The sequence below is a fragment of the Leptolyngbya sp. BL0902 genome (assembly GCF_016403105.1).
Taxonomy (GTDB): Bacteria; Cyanobacteriota; Cyanobacteriia; order Phormidesmidales; family Phormidesmidaceae; genus Nodosilinea.
In genome coordinates this window covers 1831052-1847822 of record NZ_CP046155.1, presented here as the reverse complement: position 1 = coordinate 1847822, position 16771 = coordinate 1831052, and the positions used below count along the sequence as shown (strand labels likewise).

Below are 16771 nucleotides of genomic sequence, written 5' to 3'. Positions count from 1 at the left end.
CAGCAGGGAGCGACGAACTAGTCGTATGCTAGCGCGTTGAGGGTGGCCGTCGGGTTGCCCTAAGGAGGTCACACTGGCCCTGAGCCCTAAACGGACAGGGCAATTTGCGAACCCTGGACGGTTTTAGTGATGTCCAGGCGGGTGGGGAAGGCTTCGCGCAGGTGGGGGATGTGGGTGACGGCGAGGATACAGGCAAAGTCAGCGGCGATGACATTGATAGCCGCAATGAGCTGATCGCAGCCCTGGGGATCTTGGCTGCCAAAGCCCTCGTCAATAATGAGCAGTTGTAGGGCCAACCCCGACCGCTGGGCCAAAATGCGGGCGAGGGCCAGCCGCAGGGCAAAGTTAATCCGAAAGGCTTCGCCGCCGGAGTAGGTTTCGTAGGGGCGGGTGCCTTGGGCATCGGCAATCAGGATATCGAGGGTCTCGATCCGCTTCCCATGACGCCCCTTACTGGCTCGCTGGGTTACAAAGCGCAGATGGAGCTGGTGATGACTCAGCCGCCCCAGCAGGTGATTGGCCTCCGCCTCCAGTTGGGGCAGCAGATTTTCGATGATGGCGGCCTGAATGCCTTTGCGCCCAAAGGCTAGGGCCAATTCCTGGTAAACTTGCTGACGCTGCTGGGCCAGGGCTAAGTCCTGCTGCTGCTGATCGATCTGAGCTTGCAGGGCAGCCTGGTGGTGCTGTACCTGGGCGAGGGCTCCCACCTGGGCCAGCAGGTAATCCCGTTTTTGCTGTAGGGTGGCCAACCGCTGGGTGAGCCGATCTAGATCGGTCGAATCATGGGCAGGCGTAGGGGGCTGGCCCTGCTCGATTTGGGCGGTAATCTGGGCGAGAGTCTGCTGCTGATCGTGCTGCTGACGGCGCAACTCTGCACAGCGCTGCTCTATGAGGGGCCATTGCTGCCGAGCCTGTGCCAAGTCTTGCTGCCGACGGTGCCACCCCTGGGCCTCCCCAAGCGCCTGCCGCACCCCATGGTAGCGGGCTAGATCCGCCTTGAGGGGTTGCAGCCTTGCCTGGAGCACCTGGATTTCCTCCGCCATGGCCCCCTGGTCTAGTTCCGCCTGCTGGCTATCAATGTCTACGAGTGCCTGCTCTAGTTGGCGCTGTTGTTCCCGCAGCCGTCGCTGGCGCTGCTGGGCCTGGGTGAGATCATGCTGCTTGAGATCGGCCCACCGCAGGCGATTAACTTGCCCTCGTGCCAGGGCATGGTCGCGGTCGTCGTAGGCAAGCTGATGAAGGGTATGTTCGATCTGGCCTAGTTCGGCCTGGAGATCGGGCGCGAAGGTGCGCTCCTGAAGGGATTGCCGAAGCTGGACACACTCCGTTTCCAGCTCCCGGAGACGCTGCTGGGTGGAAATCTGTGAAGCTCGCTGGGCATCAATTTGGCCCTGACGATGGAACACTGGGCCATAAAGCGCCAGTTCAGCCTCTACCGCCCGATATTCCTGCCGTAATACCTGAATTTCTCGCTCGGAGGCCGCCAACTGTTCGCGAATGACCCAAATTTGATCCTGCAAGTCTTGCTGCTGATGGCGCTGGCGGTCGGTGACGAGGGATCGATGGGGGCCGTCCAGGGGGCGATCACACAGCGGACACAGGGCATCGGGCTGGCCCAGCATCGACAGCTTTTGGGCAATCTCGGCCATCTGGGTTTCGCAGTCTCGCTGCTTAGCCTGGAGCATGGCCACAAAACTCCGTCGCTCTAGCCCCTTATCGCGCACCTGATCTTGATAGACCTGGCGCTGCTCTAGGTAGCTGAGGGTTTGCTCCACCGCCTGGGCTGAGACCTCCAGGGGTGGCTGTTGGGCCTGGGCCTGATGCCCCTGGTCGAGGGCCGATTGGGCTTCTTCTAGGCGGGTTTGTAGCCGGGTTTCTTGGCGCTGAAGCTGGGCTTGAAGCTGCTGCTGCCGCTGGCGTAGCGGCCCCACCTGAAGCTGTAAGGCATCCAGATGTTTAAGCCGCGCTTTGGCCACCGCCAACTGATCACAGGCTGCCTTCACGTTCTCGGTTTGGTTGAGGGTGTCTGCGAGTTCTTGCCGCTGGGCCAGTACCGCCTCTAACTGGCTTTGGATCTTTTGCTGCCGAGTTTGGAGAGCCTGGGCTTGGGCCTGATAGTCCGCCGTCACCTGCTCCAGCTGTTGCTGCCAGGTTTGGGCCTCCTGGAGCCGCTGGCCTAGGGCGTGTTCCTCGGCCTCTAGGGCCGCCAAGGCCTCAACCCCTGCTAGGATCACCGCTGCCTCGGCGATGGTGCTCTGGCAGCGGTGGGCGTCTGCCTCCGCTTGGGCCAAAGCCGATTGGGTTTGTTGCTGAAGGGCCAGGAGATGATCGCGCTGCTGTCTGTAGATCTGCTGCTGTTGCTGCCGATCCTGGTGGGCCTGGGCCTGGGTTTGATGGTGCTGGATGTGGGCCTGGGTATCCGCCAGATCGCGATCCAGGGCCTGCAAATCGGCCTCAAGCTGGGTCTGGGAGGCCAGGGTGGTTTCATAATCGGCCAGGGTCGCCGTGAACCCCGCCAGGGCCTGACGACGGAGATCCACCTCGGCCTTGGCTTGACGGGCCTGTTCCCGCGCCCGTTCCGCCAGCACATCATAGCGGTCAAGCTTGAGCAACCGTGCCAGCACCGCCTTCCGTTCGCTGGGGCGCTTCATCATCAGGTCGTCAGCCCCGCCCTGGCGCAGGTAAGCACTGTTGATAAAGGTGTCATAGTCCAGCTTTAGGTGATGGCCAATAAGCTGCTGGGTGGCGCGAATGCTGCGTTGGGTTAAGGATCGATAGCCCTGATCCGTCTGTACCTGAAATTCTAGGGTGGCCCCCTGCTGGCGGTGGCGGCTCCGCATCACCCGATACTGGTGATCCCCCTGCTGAAACACAAAGGCTACCCTAGCCTCCATCGCCCCTTGGTGAATGACGTCATCATCGCTGGCTACCCGGCTTTGGCCCCATAATGCCCAGCCAATGGCCTCTAAAAGCGACGACTTCCCGGCACCATTTTGTCCTGCAATGCAAACCACATGCAGCCCACTAAAGTCTAGGCTAGCCTCACGGTAGCTAAGAAAGTTTTTCAGCGTAATTTGCTTGGGGATCATGGATACAAAAGCACCACTTTCCCTAGTGTACAGTACGCCAGAACTTCCGGTCGCTTTGCGGAGCACGAATCAAATCAAGCCTTCTGAAAAGGCCAAGAAACCCCAGAAAAATACTGTAGAAATCCTCTCTGCCACCGCCCTTTCGGGTTGTCCACAACTTTTTAGAAGCCGATGTTTCAGAGATAGAGACTCCAGCCCTCTGCCTGCCAGAAATAGCCTATCTTGAGGGTGAATCGGTGGCCATCTCAACACGGTTTGAGCTGCTACCCATCACCGTTATCCTTGTGCCCTGGGGGCGATAGGTATGAGTATGATGATGACGATGTCGAAGACTGTGCCCCACATCTTTCATTGGGGTCAAGCCCTACCTCCCTGCCATGACTTCTCCCCCCCATCGCAATCTTTACCGTCTGGAGCGCCTCCCCGCCCAAATTCCCCAGGCGGCGGTGCCCTACCTGTTTTTGCTACCCGCCCTAGTGGCCCTGACGATTTCCGTTTTTTGGCCTGCGCTGCAAGCCTTTTACCTCAGCTTCACTAGCTTTGGGCTGGATCTCACGGCACCGCCCACGTGGGTAGGGTTGGCCAACCTCAAACGGCTGATGGCCGATCAGGTATTTTGGCAAACGGTGCGGAATAGCCTGGTCTACCTGCTGGGGGTAGTGCCCGTACTCACCTTTGCGCCGTTGGGGCTAGCGATTTTGGTGAACCGCCAACTGCGGGGCATCCACTGGCTGCGGGTGGCCTATTATTCTCCGGTGGTGGTGTCGATGGTGGTGGCGGGCATCGCTTGGCGGTGGCTCTATGCCGAAAATGGCCTGTTTAACCAGGTATTGACGGCCACAGGGCTAATTTCCCGTGGCATTCCGTGGCTCACCAGCCCCCACCTGGCGCTGTGGAGCGTGATGCTTGTCACCATCTGGAAGGGCCTGGGCTACTATATGGTGATTTATTTGGCGGGGCTACAAAGCATCCCCCAGGATCTTTACGAAGCCGCTGCCATCGACGGCTCCGACGGCTGGCGACGCCACTGGGATATCACCCTGCCCCTAATGCGGCCCTACCTGTGGCTGGTGGCGATTATTTCCGCCATTGCCGCCACCAAGGTCTTCGAGGAGGTCTTCATCATGACCCAGGGCGGCCCCCGCAATAGCTCTAAAACTATGGTCTACTACATCTACGAGCAAGCCTTTGAAAAGCTGGAAATCAGCTACGCCTGCACCATTGGCCTCGCTCTATTCCTGGCTATTTTGGCCCTCTCTGCCCTGCGATTGACCCTAGGCAAAGGGGATTTAACGCCCATGAACTAGTAGGAGGCCCTAAGCCCAGAGAAAAGCCTCGGCAGCGAGATGGAGGAGCTAGGGTGGGTAGGATTTGGCCTAGAAATCCCCCAAGGCCGTGCGATATCCTAGGTGGGGGCTTGTGTTCCATTGCAGCCTATCTAACCTTGTCGCCCTTCCTTAGCCAGTCGCCATGAAACTTTCCAGCAAAAACCTTGAGACCCGCCTCGATCACGTCTATGACGCCATTGTGGTGGGCGGTGGCATGGGTGGGTTGTCGGCGGCTATTTATCTGGCCCGCTATGGCCTCAGTTGCCTGGTGATTGAGAAGGGCAAAGGGCGCTCGGTGTGGATGCAGGAATTGCGTAATTTCGTCGGTTTTGACCCCACCACCCCCGGTCGCGACATTCTCAACCACGGCATGAAGCAGGCGGTAGACTGGGGAGCCGACTACCTGCGCGGGTTTGTGGAAGCTGTTGCCGACGAGGGCGACACCCTTGCTGTAAAAGTGAAGGTGGGCAAAAAAGACAGCACTTATCCTGTGTTCCGCACCCGCTACCTAATCGCCGCCTCTGGGGTGATTGACGTGCTGCCCAAACTCGATGACATGCAGAACGTCTACGACTTCGCCGGATATACCCTCCACGTTTGCATGATCTGCGATGGCCACGACATGCGCGACCAAAAGGCGGTGCTGATTGCTGGATCGGAAGGCCAAATTAACGCCGCCTTCGTGATGAACTGGTTTACGCCCTACATCTCCGTGCTCACCCACGGCCTGTTTGAGGTCAGCGACGCCATGAAGCAAAAACTGGCAGAGCATGGCTATCCCCTCCACGAATCGCCCATTGTGCGCTTCCACGGCCATAAGCACCACCTCAGCGGCGTAGAGCTGGCTGATGGCACCCTCGTCGAAGCCACCACGGGCCTAGTCAGCATGGGGTCGATTTACCACAACCACTACCTCAAAGACATCCAGGGACTGGAATGGGACGGCGAAAACCTCGTCACCAACACCATGGCCCAAACCAGCCACGAACGCATCTTTGCCCTGGGCGACCTCAAGCAGGGCCTCAACCAAGTTTCCATTGCCGTAGCCGATGGCACCCTAGCCGCCACGCAAATTTGGCGCAACATTCGCCGCGCCAGCCCCCCCCGCAAGTGGGAAGACAATATCCCAGCTTAAAGATCCGCTGTTTGAAAGCCTCCTAGATCAATTGAGTGGGTTGTTCTTTGCAGTTGCTGGGCATCTTGAGGCTAGCAACATTATGATTTGCAGCCCTGTGGCGCTGGTTACGGTCGTTGGTCGTTGTTGACTTCAAGAAAACATTCGTAGTTTGGCGATGAAAAACCTCAACCGCAACAAAAATCAAGCTCAGCCCCCTCAGATTCAATATCATAACTGGGCTAGGCAGGCAGAAGAGTTAGAATCTCGCCGGAAACAGGTTGATGATCTTTTCAAAGATCTAATCCAGGCCGACGAGGAAATCAAAAATAAAAAGCATGAACTGCTCCAGGCCGATGAGGAAATAGAAAGGCAAAAGCAGGCTGTTGAGCAAGTCCATCTACAACTTACGCAGGCCGATGAAGAGATAACAAGGCAGAAGCAAGCCTTTGAGGAAGCCAGCTTAAAACTTAAGGAACAACACCATCACAATCAGCAGCTTTTGCAGCGGTTAAAGACGGCCATTCAATCCCGCAATTCTATGCGTGGTCGCCTAGGCAATATTGTCAGGCAGCATAACCGCGTCCTACAACAGGTCAATCAATTAATGGATCGCTATAAAACAGCGATGCAAAACCTTAAAACCACAACCGAACAACTCGGAAAAGCCTATCAGAAAATCCATGCGGTTGAAGCTGAGTATGACCAAGACATGACCGAAATTGCCCGCGCTTATCAAGACGTTAGCTTCGAGCAACGGGCACAACTCCCTGAACAACTGCGGCAAATTCTAGAGAAAATTGAGCAAGACTACACGGGAATTGAGCAATGAGACGACGCAGCGAACGACAAAAAGATATGGATGAGTTAAAGCAAACCCTCTACGCTGCCGGGGTTTCAACATTGCACGCCGCCCAGGCTCAAGAGGAAATGCTCACGACCGCCCTAGAAGCGCTTACAGACGCCTATGAGTCTCCATCCATACCGCAACTGGAGGCAACAACAGACTCAGGGGCAGACCTACAGCCTATCCTTAATGCGCTTAGGGCTGAACGGCAGCAAGCCCTTGCCCAGGGACATTATGAAGCCTACGTGGCTGCTGAAACCAAACTGCAACACCTCGATGAGTTGCGGGTCGCTCAGCTAGAGCGCCAAGTTCGTGAGTTGACGGCCCAACAACAGCTTGATCACCTTACGCAGGCTGCTGGGGCTGAGACTGTCGATAAGGCCGCGCACCCTTGGACAGAGGCCAGCCTCAAGGCTCGCTATGCAACGCTGGGAGCGGTAAAAGCCGCATTTTCGATCAAGCCCCGGAGTTGGAAGGAAGCCGTCCAACTGCTTAACCAGTAATAGAACATCTGAGGCTCAAACAATTGCCCCTCTGCTTTCACCTTAGCGGTATTGCTAGGGCGAGGGCAGGGAGGAGTGCGCCCGTTGTTCGCCAGATGCAATGTCAACGCTGATAACCATGCTGATGACAGACCAATCCCTAGGGAACTGGCTTGGGGTTCGGCTGCGCTGAGGTTCGGCTCTCCTCACCCAAAATCGTAATATCACTACATTAATAAAATGGCAATCTATCTTTACATATCGTTTCTTTTTTGTTACATTGATACACATACAAGGCAAATGCACCTTTTCTTCCGTTAACTTCAGGTTCTTGGCGGTGCCTTTGCCCAAGAACGTTAGCCTTTTAGGAGGTCTTCCATGTTTGCCATTCTGATTGCTCTGTTTGTGGTTGGCTGGGTTGCCGTGGCTCTGATTGGTAGCCAAGCCTATTTCCGGGGTGAGCAAAGCAAGCCCATCCACGAGCGCAACTGGAACTCCGCATCCTTTGACCAACTGGCCCAAAGCGTGACCGGACAAGCCACCGATTTCACCGACCGCGTCCCGGCCTACTCCGGCGATGCCTTCACCAGCAACACCCTTGGCCAAGTTTAGGACGCTCTCAGGACTGGCGTTAGGAGCCTGTACTGTCGGTACACTCTAAATCTTTGTTCTCCTCTCTCTAGGGATGGTTTCCCCACAGTGAACTCTCGACCCGGCTTGGCTGGGTCTTTTTTTTGGGGAGTTGATGGCGGCCTAGCGGCCCAGCAGGTTGGGAATATCGCCGCAGCCCCCCGGCACGGTGGCACGGGTGAGGGAACCACCCCAGGCGCAGCAATACCAGCGCTGTTCCTCCGAAAGGCGTTCGACGTTGGTGAGGTTGATGCCTTCGATCACGGCCCCGGTGTTGGCTCCAGTGATGTAATCGGGGGTGCCTGTGCGGGTGCGGGGGGTGGCGGTTTTGGCGTTGCCGTAGAACAACAGAGTGCCCATCAGGTCGGCCCCGGAGAGGTCGGCATCGCAGAGGATGGCGCGGGAAAAGTTGGTTTTCACCAGGTCGCACCGTTGCAGGTTGGCGCGGATTAGGTTGGCTTCACTGAGGTCGGCCCAGCGCAGGTCGGTGCTGTGCAAGTCGGCCATGGCCAGCATCGCCCCGAGGTCGATGACGCGGGTGCCCTGGGGCCGATCTTCTTCGTAGCCGCCCCGCCCGTCGAGGATAGCCCGTCCCAGGCGGGCATCCCGTTTGAGGGGGGTAAGCAGGCGGGAGCGAGACAGGAAGCGAATCACCTTAGCTTTGCCCCCAGCATCCACGCTGCTGAGAATGGCGGCGGTGCGGGCCTCGGCAATGATGCGCTCCTGGGGCCAGTCCTCTAGCAAGCCTTCATCGTCGAGCACCAGGTCGGAAATGCCCTGGAAGTAGGCGTCGATGGTTTGCTGCTGGGTAATCAGGTTTTGCTGCACCGTCAAGTCGCGGGAGATGACGTACTGTCGCCACGCCACAAACAGGGCCAAAAAGGCAATGAAAATCTGGCCCACCGCTCCCAAAAAATCCCCCAGCGCCCCCAGCACATCCCACCGCAACGTCAGCCCCCAGGTGAGGATGGCGCGGTTAATTCCGGTAATCTGCATCAGCCCAAACAGGCCGATAAAAGCACTGGGAATAGACACCACGAGGGACTGTTGCCGGGGGGAAAGCTCTGCCAAAATTTCGGCAAAGACGGGCCACATCAATCGCAGGGAGACCACCGTGGCCACCAGAGAACCCGCCAAAATCAACCAAACGCTATCGACAATCAGCCCCATCACAATCACCCCCACCGCCACCAAGGTCACAGCATTAGCGGTGGCGAGGGGGCTGGCTAACGCAGGCGATAGGTCGCTCACAGGCATCGGCTCCTCCCCTAGGCTAGGAGCATTGGCAGGCACGGCTGGAGGAGATGTCGCGGGAGGCGTTGGGGTAGGCGCGACCGATGGCGGAATGGAGGCGGTGGATCGGTCAGGGCTGTTTCCACCGAGGGGGGCAGGGTTGGGTGGCACAGAGGTCATGGGCAACCAGAATCAGGGGGGCGATGTCGATGTTTAGGTAATCGGTGTTTAGATAATACGAGGTCTTGGCTTAAGCAGATGTCTCAGGGTATGCCGTGGCGCTTAATTATTTTTTCTCTGTTAAGTCAACGATCACTCTAGAAATCATAGTTTTCAACTGAGGAACGTCCTCCTGAACCGCCTTCCAGATAATTTCTACATCCGTATTGAAATAATCATGAATCAATTTATCCCGCATTCCAGCAATGTCCCGCCAGGGAACATCAGGATACTGGCTTCTCACCGAATCGGGAATGCGCTTTACGGCCTCACCCATAATTTCGATAGCTCGTGAAACCGCAAATATAGTTGATGGAATTAGTAATGAGACATCAGGAAGCACAATAGTCTCGAATAATGTCATCCAGAGAAGTGCCGGGTTTCGCATACATTCTGGCTCTCTTTAAGGCACTAAAGTCATGCTCGATATCATTTAGGTCGGGAGAGTACTTCGGTAAAAATAAAATCTGATGCCCCGCCTCTTCTGCTAGTTCTTTAATCTTCGTCTTTCGATGGATGGGAGCATTATCTAGAATAAAAACTGAGGGGGTCGTGACGTTCGTCAACAAAAACAGACTAAACCATCCCTCAAATCCTTCAGCATCTAAGCTTCCGGTAAACAACATTGGGGCAATCAAGTCTTTTCTGCCTTTCCTCCGGGCCGCAATCAGATTCTCCTTCTTCCCTCGCTTGCCCTGGCGCTCTCCATAGATTTTCTTTCCCCGTTTCGACCAAGCGTACAGACAAGCCACGCCTTCCTCAAACCCACACTCATCAATATAGACCAGGCTTTTGACGCCATACACCTGAATCAATGCTCTCAGGGTTCGATAGTATTTCATGCGTTCTTCTGCATTTCGCTCTCGATACCTTAGTTCTTTTTTTTTCGGGTGATTTTCATTTTCTTGAAGACCTTAGAGAGCGCACTAATGCTCACCCCAAATTTCTGAGCCCGTTCCTTCAACGTGGCTTCTGGATTCTGCTCCACATCTTTGCGAAGAGCGTCCCAATCGAGTTTACGTTGGCGTCGGGTTACCTTGGTCGGGGCCAAGTCGACTCGATTTAACCAGCGATAGATTGTCGCACGACCGACTTGATAGGTTTTCGCCGCCTTCGAGATGCTGCCACCTCCTTCTACAAAGTCGATCACGCGCTTCCTTAAATCCAGACTGTAAGGCATCGTTTCTTCGTTCAACCATCACTCCGCTTATAAATAGCTTAAAAACGTCCCAGTCTAAAGTCAATCAACTATACCTTTTCCAAGTTTTGCGAGAAAGTGTCGAAATCAATGCCCGTTGTAAATTGTTCAACCGCCGCGACAGCATCCAAAATGTCTTGCAAATAGTCCTGAATTTGCCGCCTGGTCACAGATAAATAACCTCTGCCAAAATATGCTCTCCAAGGCGCGGCTTTAAACCTGTCTTATGCACCAGATCAACTTTGACTCCCAGGTTATCGCTAAGGTAGTTTTCCAAATTAACAAATTTTAATAAGCTCGGTGTCTCCGAAAACTCAACCAATAGGTCAACATCGCTAGATTCCGTCTGCTCCTGTCTGACATAGGAGCCGAAAATACCTAATTCTCGAACGCTGTAACGTTCTTGTAACAAGGGCTTATTGTGTATAAGCCACTGCTGAATTTCCTCCAGAGTTTTCATAAAGGCCAACCCCTTCAAGGCCATTAAGTCCCATCCTCTAGTTTACCCTGTTCCCTTTCGGCCCTGGGTGGCCTATCTGTCAATACCTTGCGGTTGCAATGGGGGGGCACCGGGCAACGGTCTGGGGAATACCGCGAATACCGCGAAATTCGACCCCGTGGACAGGGATAATTTGGGGGTAGCGAACGATGGCATAGAAATTCTGAGGCGGCAACGATGGCAGTGAGTGTTTCGCAAGTGGCGACCTGGAAGCAGCGGCAGGGAGCCTCGCCCTTGGTGGTGCTGACGGCCTGGGATGTGATGTCGGGCCACATTGCCGACCAGGCTGGGGCGGACATCATCCTGGTGGGGGATTCCCTCGCCATGGTGGCCCTGGGCTATGACACCACGCTGCCGCTCACCCTAGAGGATATGCTGATCTGCGCCAAGGCCGCACGGCGCGGGGTAGAACGAGCGCTCCTAGTGGTGGACTTACCCTTCCTCAGCTACCAGCCCAGCGTGGAAGAGACCATTCGTTCGGCGGGTCGCATTTTAAAAGAGTCCGCCGCCCAGGCCGTCAAGCTAGAGGGGGGCCATCCAGCGGTGATCGAGCGAGTGCAAAACTTGGTGCAGTGGGGCATTCCGGTGATGGGCCATGTGGGTCTGACGCCGCAGTCGGTGAACCAGTTTGGCGGCTTTCGCAAACAGGGCAAAACCGAGGCCGAAGCCGACCGCATCCTCACCGAAGCCCAGGACTTAGAACAAGCCGGAGCCTTCGCCCTGGTACTGGAACACATCCCCGCCGACCTGGCCCAACGCATCAGCGACACCCTCACCATTCCCACCATTGGCATTGGCGCTGGCCCCCACTGCACCGGGCAGGTGCTGGTAACGGCAGACGTACTGGGCCTGTCGCCCTGGCAGCCGCCCTTTGCCAAAGCCTACGCCAACCTCCGCCAGCAAGCCATCGATGCCGCCCAGCAGTTCTGTGAGGAGGTACGGTCGGGGCAATACCCTGGGTAAATTTCCGTTAAGCTAAGAAGGCTGACCCCAAAACCCCCAGGGCACACGGACGGTTTTTAACCTGTCTGCCATGAACCTTAGCGTGGCCCTCACCCCCAGCCCCTCTCCCAGGAAAGAGAGGGGAATCGGAGTTGTCCTTCAAAGTCCCTCTCCCTTGGGGAGAGGGATTTAGGGTGAGGGCCAAGGCTAGGCGGTTCAACGTAGATTGGGTTCAAGACCCAGTTCCCACCTGAGATCGGCTGACACATTCACTAGGCATAGAATCTATGACCACCACGTTACAACTTAAGTACGACATCAAAGACATCAAGCTGGCCCCCCAAGGCAAGCAGCGGATCGAATGGGCTGGGCGCGAAATGCCTGTGCTGCGGCAGATTCAGGATCGCTTTGCCCAGGAAAAACCCCTGGCGGGCATTCGCATCTCCGCCTGCTGCCACGTCACCACCGAAACTGCCCACCTAGCCATCGCGCTGAAGAATGCTGGGGCCGATGCCATTCTGATTGCCAGCAACCCTCTGTCTACCCAAGACGATGTGGCCGCTAGCCTGGTAGCCGACTACGGCATCCCCGTCTACGCCATCAAGGGCGAAGACAACGCCACCTACCACCGCCACGTAGAAACTGCCCTGGATCACCGTCCCAACATCATCATCGACGACGGCAGCGACGTGGTCGCCACCCTGGTGCAAACCCGCAAAGAGCAACTGTCCGACATCATCGGCACTACCGAAGAAACCACGACGGGCATCGTCCGCCTCAAGGCCATGTTTAAGGATGGGGTGCTGAGCTTCCCCGCCATGAACGTGAACGACGCCGACACCAAGCACTTCTTCGACAACCGCTACGGCACCGGGCAATCCACCCTGGATGGCATCATCCGCGCCACCAACGTGCTGCTGGCCGGGAAAACCATCGTTGTCGCAGGCTACGGCTGGTGTGGCAAGGGTACCGCCATGCGGGCCAAGGGCATGGGCGCCAACGTGATCGTTACCGAAATCGACCCCATCCGCGCCATCGAAGCGGCCATGGATGGCTTCCAAGTGATGCCCATGGCTGAGGCTGCTCCCCAGGGCGACCTGTTTATCACCGTCACTGGGAACAAGCACGTCATCCGCCGCGAGCACTTCGAGGCGATGAAGGACGGAGCCATGGTCTGCAACTCCGGCCACTTCGATATCGAAATCGACCTAGAATCCCTGGGCACCATGGCCACCGAAGTGAAACAAGTCCGCAACTTCACCCAGCAATACCTGCTGAACAACGGCAAGTCGGTAATCGTCTTGGGTGAAGGTCGCCTGGTGAACCTCGCCGCTGCCGAAGGTCACCCCAGCGCCGTGATGGACATGAGCTTTGCCAACCAGGCCATGGCCTGCGAATACCTGGTGAAGAACAAGGGCTCTCTGGCCCCCGGTCTGCACTCCATCCCCGAAGCGGTAGATAAGGAGATCGCCCGCCTGAAACTGGTAGCCATGGGCATCGAAGTCGATACCCTCACAGCTGAGCAGGAACTGTACATCAACTCCTGGACCGTGGGCACCTAAGCCACCTCTGTGGTTCAGCCCTAGGTCGTTCTAGGACGCTGAGGCACCATGGCCTGAAGAAAAGCTGCATTACTTTTCAGGTCATGGTGCCTTACTCTTTTGGGCCTAGACGTCCGGCACAACCCTGGGGAAACGGCGCAGCTGCCGATGCGGCCAATGGCGCAAAGGACAGCCGCAGAAAGAACCCTAATCTTTGCCTATCTTGAAAAGAAAAAAGGGTGAACAGACTCCATGTTTTTCTTAACAAAAGATTTAATGCCGCGATAGATAGTCAGCAAAAATGATAGACCTTCTAGGCGATCAAGTCTGGAAGGATTGATATCGCTTCGACTGCTGCGCTGCCACCCTAGAGGTGGGCAAACAATGAATATTCGAGTATTTTTATGGGCCTGATTAAAGAGGAAATAGGCTGTATCTAGATAGGCTCCATCTAGATTATCGAAAGATTGGATAGAAACCGCCGAGGCTTCCTTGAATCGCTGGTTCAGCAACTCCTCTAGATAGTGGATGAGAGGAGTGTATATCTTTCGATTGACAGCATAAAAGTGCGTGCCTCGCAGGGGCTTATTAGTGATTTTGGCAGAAAAAGATCTGGCGGTATATTGGTTGATTTCTTGCTCGACGGGCTCTTGGTAATAGTCTTTAAATTGAAGGCCATACCGTGGCAAAAAGCCAAGAAAGAGAATATCCCAGTCTGTACTTTGCAGGAAATCAGGTAGATACTGGGCTACTCTTTGGATGCGCTTAGAAATTGCTAGATCATCTTCAATAATCAAGACGTTCTCTAAGTTCTCGGCTTTGGCTATTTTGAGAATGTGTAAATGGCTGAGAAGACAGCCTAGTACCTCACGGCGAGGAAAAGCCCCATAGTCGGTGGGCTTTATCGCTTCAAAGAACTCTACTTTTCCCGGTGCTAAGTCAGACCCAATGGTTTTGAGCTCTGCTTGAATCTCTTGGCGTCGGTCGGCTCGCTCTGGGAGGTTGATAATATACGTCCTCTCAAAGAGATTCTGAAGCACCATTATCTTGTCTCATATAGGATTGAGCATGTCTTGCGGATCGGCAGGGCAGCGTGGTAGATCATAATTTTGGCAGTACCTTACCGCTAAAAGATAGTGCCTTGATCTGAGATGCACCCCTAGGAGACAGGCCAATCGGTTGGCAATGGCTTAAATCTTAGCAGCAGCCCCGCTAAAATGCTATGAATGGATCCACCCTAGCGTAGTAGAAGACTAAGGATAGCCAAGTTTTGACGGTGTTGCCCAGCCCCTGGCTGGGGGACCTGGGGTGGGCAAGTCAGGGCTTTCTAAACTTGGGGAACAGAAGCTTAGTAGGCCCCTTTGCCTAGGAACACAATGCCGACGGTTTCCGTGAGAATTTCTAGGTCGAGGTTGATTGACCAGTTGTCGATGTAGTGGAGATCGAGGCGGGCCACGTCGTCGAAGGTGTCGATGTCGGATCGACCTGAAATTTGCCAGAGCCCCGTCACCCCTGGGAGAACCTGGTGGCGGATGTTGTGCCAGCCGTCGAACTTGGCAACATCGCGCAGGGGCAAGGGACGAGGCCCAACCAGGCTCATTTGGCCGCAGAGGACGTTAAAGAGTTGGGGCAGTTCGTCCAGGCTGGTGCGGCGCAGAAAAGCACCCACCCGCGTCACCCTGGGGTCGTGTTTGACCTTAAACAAAATGCCGTCGGCGGTTTCGTTTTGTTGTTCCAGTTGGGCCTGTTTTTGGGGAGCATCGGCGGTCATGGTGCGGAATTTCCAGACCTGGAAGGGCTTGCCGTGGAGGCCCACCCGCTCTTGCCGAAAGAAGACGGGGCCAGGGGAATCGAGGCGAATGGCGATGGCAATGGCGAGGAACACGGGGGCCAACATCAGCACGCCCAACCCCGCACCGAGGTAGTCCATCCAGCGCTTCACTCGGTAGTCCCAGCCGCCAACGAGGGGAGCATCGAGGCGGAGGGTAGGCAGTCCGGCGACGGTTTCGGGTTGGCCGCGTCGGTAGAGCATATCGCGGCTGGTGGGGAGAAGCTGCATGGGCAGACCCACCCGCCGCAGTTTCCAGTACAGTTCTGAGGCCAAGTCGGCGGAGGGAATGCTTTCCGCCAGAACCAGGGTGGCGTTGGAGGCGAGGATGGCTTGGTAGGTGGCGCTGGAGTTGGCTGTGGAGGCCAGGGCCGCCCCAATCACAGGCACCCTGGCCCGCTGATCTAAAATATCCGCCAGCCGCTTGAGCCGATGGGCCGGGGCGATCAGAAACACACGGGTGGGGTTGCGGGATTTTTCTAAGGGGCGCAGGGCCAGGGTCATGACAACGCGAGTGATGACCACAAAGGCGACGCTGCTGATCCAGGCGGAGAAAAACAGCGACCGGGGCAAATCCAGCTTGGGATCGTAAAAATACATCACCACCAGGGCCGTGAGGTAAACCAAGCTGACCAGTTTGCCCGCCTGGAGGTAGTTTTTGACCTGACGGCTAGATCGGTAGAGCCCCGCATAGGTAAACAGGCCCAGGGTATAGGCGACCATCACCCAAAACAGACTGGGTAACCCCAGCCACGTCCACCACACCAACTGAGATGGAATGGGCGAGAATAGCTGGTTCAGCGACCGGGCTAAATGCCAAGACACCCCTAACGCCAGCACATCCCCCGCCATCAGCACCAGCCCGCGCTGGGTAGACCAGGTTAAGGCATCCCGCAGGTGCAGCCGACGGGGAGCCCGAAGATCCTGGGAGCGGTCGCGACGGAGGTGGGGCCGATACTTAAACACGGTGGGCGCAGCACGGTGGCAATCCATAGAACAAACCCCAGCACGGGGGACAAAACCGAAGGCTTCTTCGTCAGTATTCCGCAATCTCCCGGAGAAACGATCAGCCCAGGCCCGTTAGTCACATTTTGTTAGCCAAGGGCCGCATAGCGTGGCGGGAAAGGCATGAAACGATTAGCCTCAGCAGGTTTTACCCTTGCGCTACGGCTTACTAAAAATGGCTCGGTAGACCGGGAGCCCCTGCTCTAGGGTGACGCGCTCGCGGTCGGTTTGGGCGGGGAAGGGGCTTTCTGGTAGCCAATAATTAGCGGTGCGCACCAGTTGGGGATGTTCGCCCAGGCGTTCCACCATATCTAGGGCCAGGTCTTCTACGTCAGACTGAATCACAATCCGGCCCCCGCTGGGCAGGAAAGCAACGATGTCATTGACCAATTCCGGTTGCAGCACCCGACGTTTTTGGTGGCGTTTTTTGAACCAAGGATCGGGAAACTGAATCGACACCTGTTGCAGGGGGTTGGCCGCGCCCCAGCTTTCCATCAGCGGACGGAAGGAGATGTTGGCGTTGCAAAACATCAGGTGCAGGTTCGTCAGGCCCAGTTCTTCCTTGCGCCGCTGGGATTCTTCCGCCAGGGGTTTGCGAATTTCTAGACCCAGCAAATTCCACTCTGGCTGAAGTCGGGCCATTTCCATGGCAAACACCCCCTTGGCGCTGCCGATGTCAATGTGCAGGGGCCGCTGGGGATGGGGGAAAACCTGGCTCCAGTCGGGGAAAGGGATGGGAATCTGGTATTTTTCACTGAGTGGATTAACGTGCTGGCGCACCCGAACAACCGCCACAAGCTGACCTATTTGCTAAGA

14 protein-coding genes and 1 pseudogene are annotated in these 16771 nt (G+C 56.2%); 7 read left to right on the top strand and 8 right to left on the bottom strand.

Features of this window, described 5'->3' with window-relative positions; all coding sequences use genetic code 11:
* Positions 1-86: 86 nt before the first annotated feature.
* A complete protein-coding gene (locus tag GFS31_RS08290; protein ID WP_198807709.1) occupies positions 87-3089 on the bottom strand; it encodes an AAA family ATPase in 3003 nt (1000 codons plus the stop codon).
* Between the two features lie 377 nt (positions 3090-3466).
* Between GFS31_RS08290 and GFS31_RS08285 the strand changes: the two genes are divergently transcribed.
* The 5 genes from GFS31_RS08285 (at position 3467) to GFS31_RS08265 (ending at position 7472) form a co-directional block, all read left to right on the top strand.
* Positions 3467-4396, top strand: coding sequence for a carbohydrate ABC transporter permease (locus tag GFS31_RS08285; RefSeq protein ID WP_198807708.1), 930 nt, complete (start codon positions 3467-3469; stop codon positions 4394-4396).
* Between the two features lie 163 nt (positions 4397-4559).
* Positions 4560-5552, top strand: coding sequence for an NAD(P)/FAD-dependent oxidoreductase (locus GFS31_RS08280; RefSeq protein ID WP_198807707.1), 993 nt, complete (start codon positions 4560-4562; stop codon positions 5550-5552).
* Positions 5553-5709: 157 nt separating this feature from the next.
* Entirely contained in the window at positions 5710-6363 is a 654-nt protein-coding gene (locus GFS31_RS08275; protein ID WP_198807706.1) for a hypothetical protein, read from the top strand.
* The gene (locus GFS31_RS08270; protein WP_198807705.1) at positions 6360-6881 is read left to right on the top strand and encodes a hypothetical protein; all 522 of its coding nucleotides are present in this window, start codon (positions 6360-6362) and stop codon (positions 6879-6881) included. The genes GFS31_RS08275 and GFS31_RS08270 overlap by 4 nt, the downstream gene beginning before the upstream one ends.
* A gap of 357 nt (positions 6882-7238) precedes the next feature.
* Positions 7239-7472 carry a photosystem II protein, Psb35-related gene (locus GFS31_RS08265; protein ID WP_198807704.1) on the top strand — a complete coding sequence of 78 codons (234 nt, stop codon included), beginning with the start codon at positions 7239-7241 and terminating at the stop codon, positions 7470-7472.
* A gap of 141 nt (positions 7473-7613) precedes the next feature.
* Here GFS31_RS08265 and GFS31_RS08260 read toward each other — a convergent pair whose 3' ends face one another.
* The 4 genes and pseudogenes from GFS31_RS08260 to GFS31_RS08245 all read right to left on the bottom strand — a co-directional run bounded on the left by GFS31_RS08260 (position 7614) and on the right by GFS31_RS08245 (position 10600).
* Positions 7614-8903 carry a pentapeptide repeat-containing protein gene (locus GFS31_RS08260; protein ID WP_198807703.1) on the bottom strand — a complete coding sequence of 430 codons (1290 nt, stop codon included), beginning with the start codon at positions 8901-8903 and terminating at the stop codon, positions 7614-7616.
* Between the two features lie 106 nt (positions 8904-9009).
* A complete protein-coding gene (locus GFS31_RS08255) occupies positions 9010-9285 on the bottom strand; it encodes a DUF86 domain-containing protein (RefSeq protein ID WP_225907622.1) in 276 nt (91 codons plus the stop codon).
* Positions 9275-10122: pseudogene (locus GFS31_RS08250) on the bottom strand (IS630 family transposase). Before GFS31_RS08250 ends, GFS31_RS08255 begins: the two are co-directional and overlap by 11 nt.
* A gap of 184 nt (positions 10123-10306) precedes the next feature.
* Complete coding sequence (locus GFS31_RS08245; protein WP_198807701.1) at positions 10307-10600, bottom strand: nucleotidyltransferase family protein; 294 nt, start codon at positions 10598-10600, stop codon at positions 10307-10309.
* A 216-nt stretch (positions 10601-10816) separates the two neighbouring features.
* Here GFS31_RS08245 and panB point away from each other — a divergent pair, with 216 nt between their 5' ends.
* Positions 10817-11602 (top strand): 3-methyl-2-oxobutanoate hydroxymethyltransferase, encoded by a 786-nt coding sequence (panB, locus tag GFS31_RS08240; RefSeq protein ID WP_198807700.1) that lies wholly within the window; start codon positions 10817-10819, stop codon positions 11600-11602.
* Between the two features lie 266 nt (positions 11603-11868).
* Positions 11869-13143 (top strand): adenosylhomocysteinase, encoded by a 1275-nt coding sequence (gene ahcY / locus GFS31_RS08235; protein ID WP_198807699.1) that lies wholly within the window; start codon positions 11869-11871, stop codon positions 13141-13143.
* Positions 13144-13340: 197 nt separating this feature from the next.
* Here ahcY and GFS31_RS08230 read toward each other — a convergent pair whose 3' ends face one another.
* The 3 genes from GFS31_RS08230 to trmB form a co-directional block, all read right to left on the bottom strand.
* Entirely contained in the window at positions 13341-14165 is an 825-nt protein-coding gene (locus GFS31_RS08230) for a glycosyltransferase family 25 protein (protein ID WP_198807698.1), read from the bottom strand.
* 305 nt (positions 14166-14470) lie between these two features.
* Entirely contained in the window at positions 14471-15943 is a 1473-nt protein-coding gene (locus GFS31_RS08225) for a sugar transferase (protein WP_198807697.1), read from the bottom strand.
* Between the two features lie 171 nt (positions 15944-16114).
* Positions 16115-16750, bottom strand: coding sequence for a tRNA (guanosine(46)-N7)-methyltransferase TrmB (gene trmB, locus GFS31_RS08220; protein WP_198807696.1), 636 nt, complete (start codon positions 16748-16750; stop codon positions 16115-16117).
* Between the last annotated feature and the right edge of the window lie 21 nt (positions 16751-16771).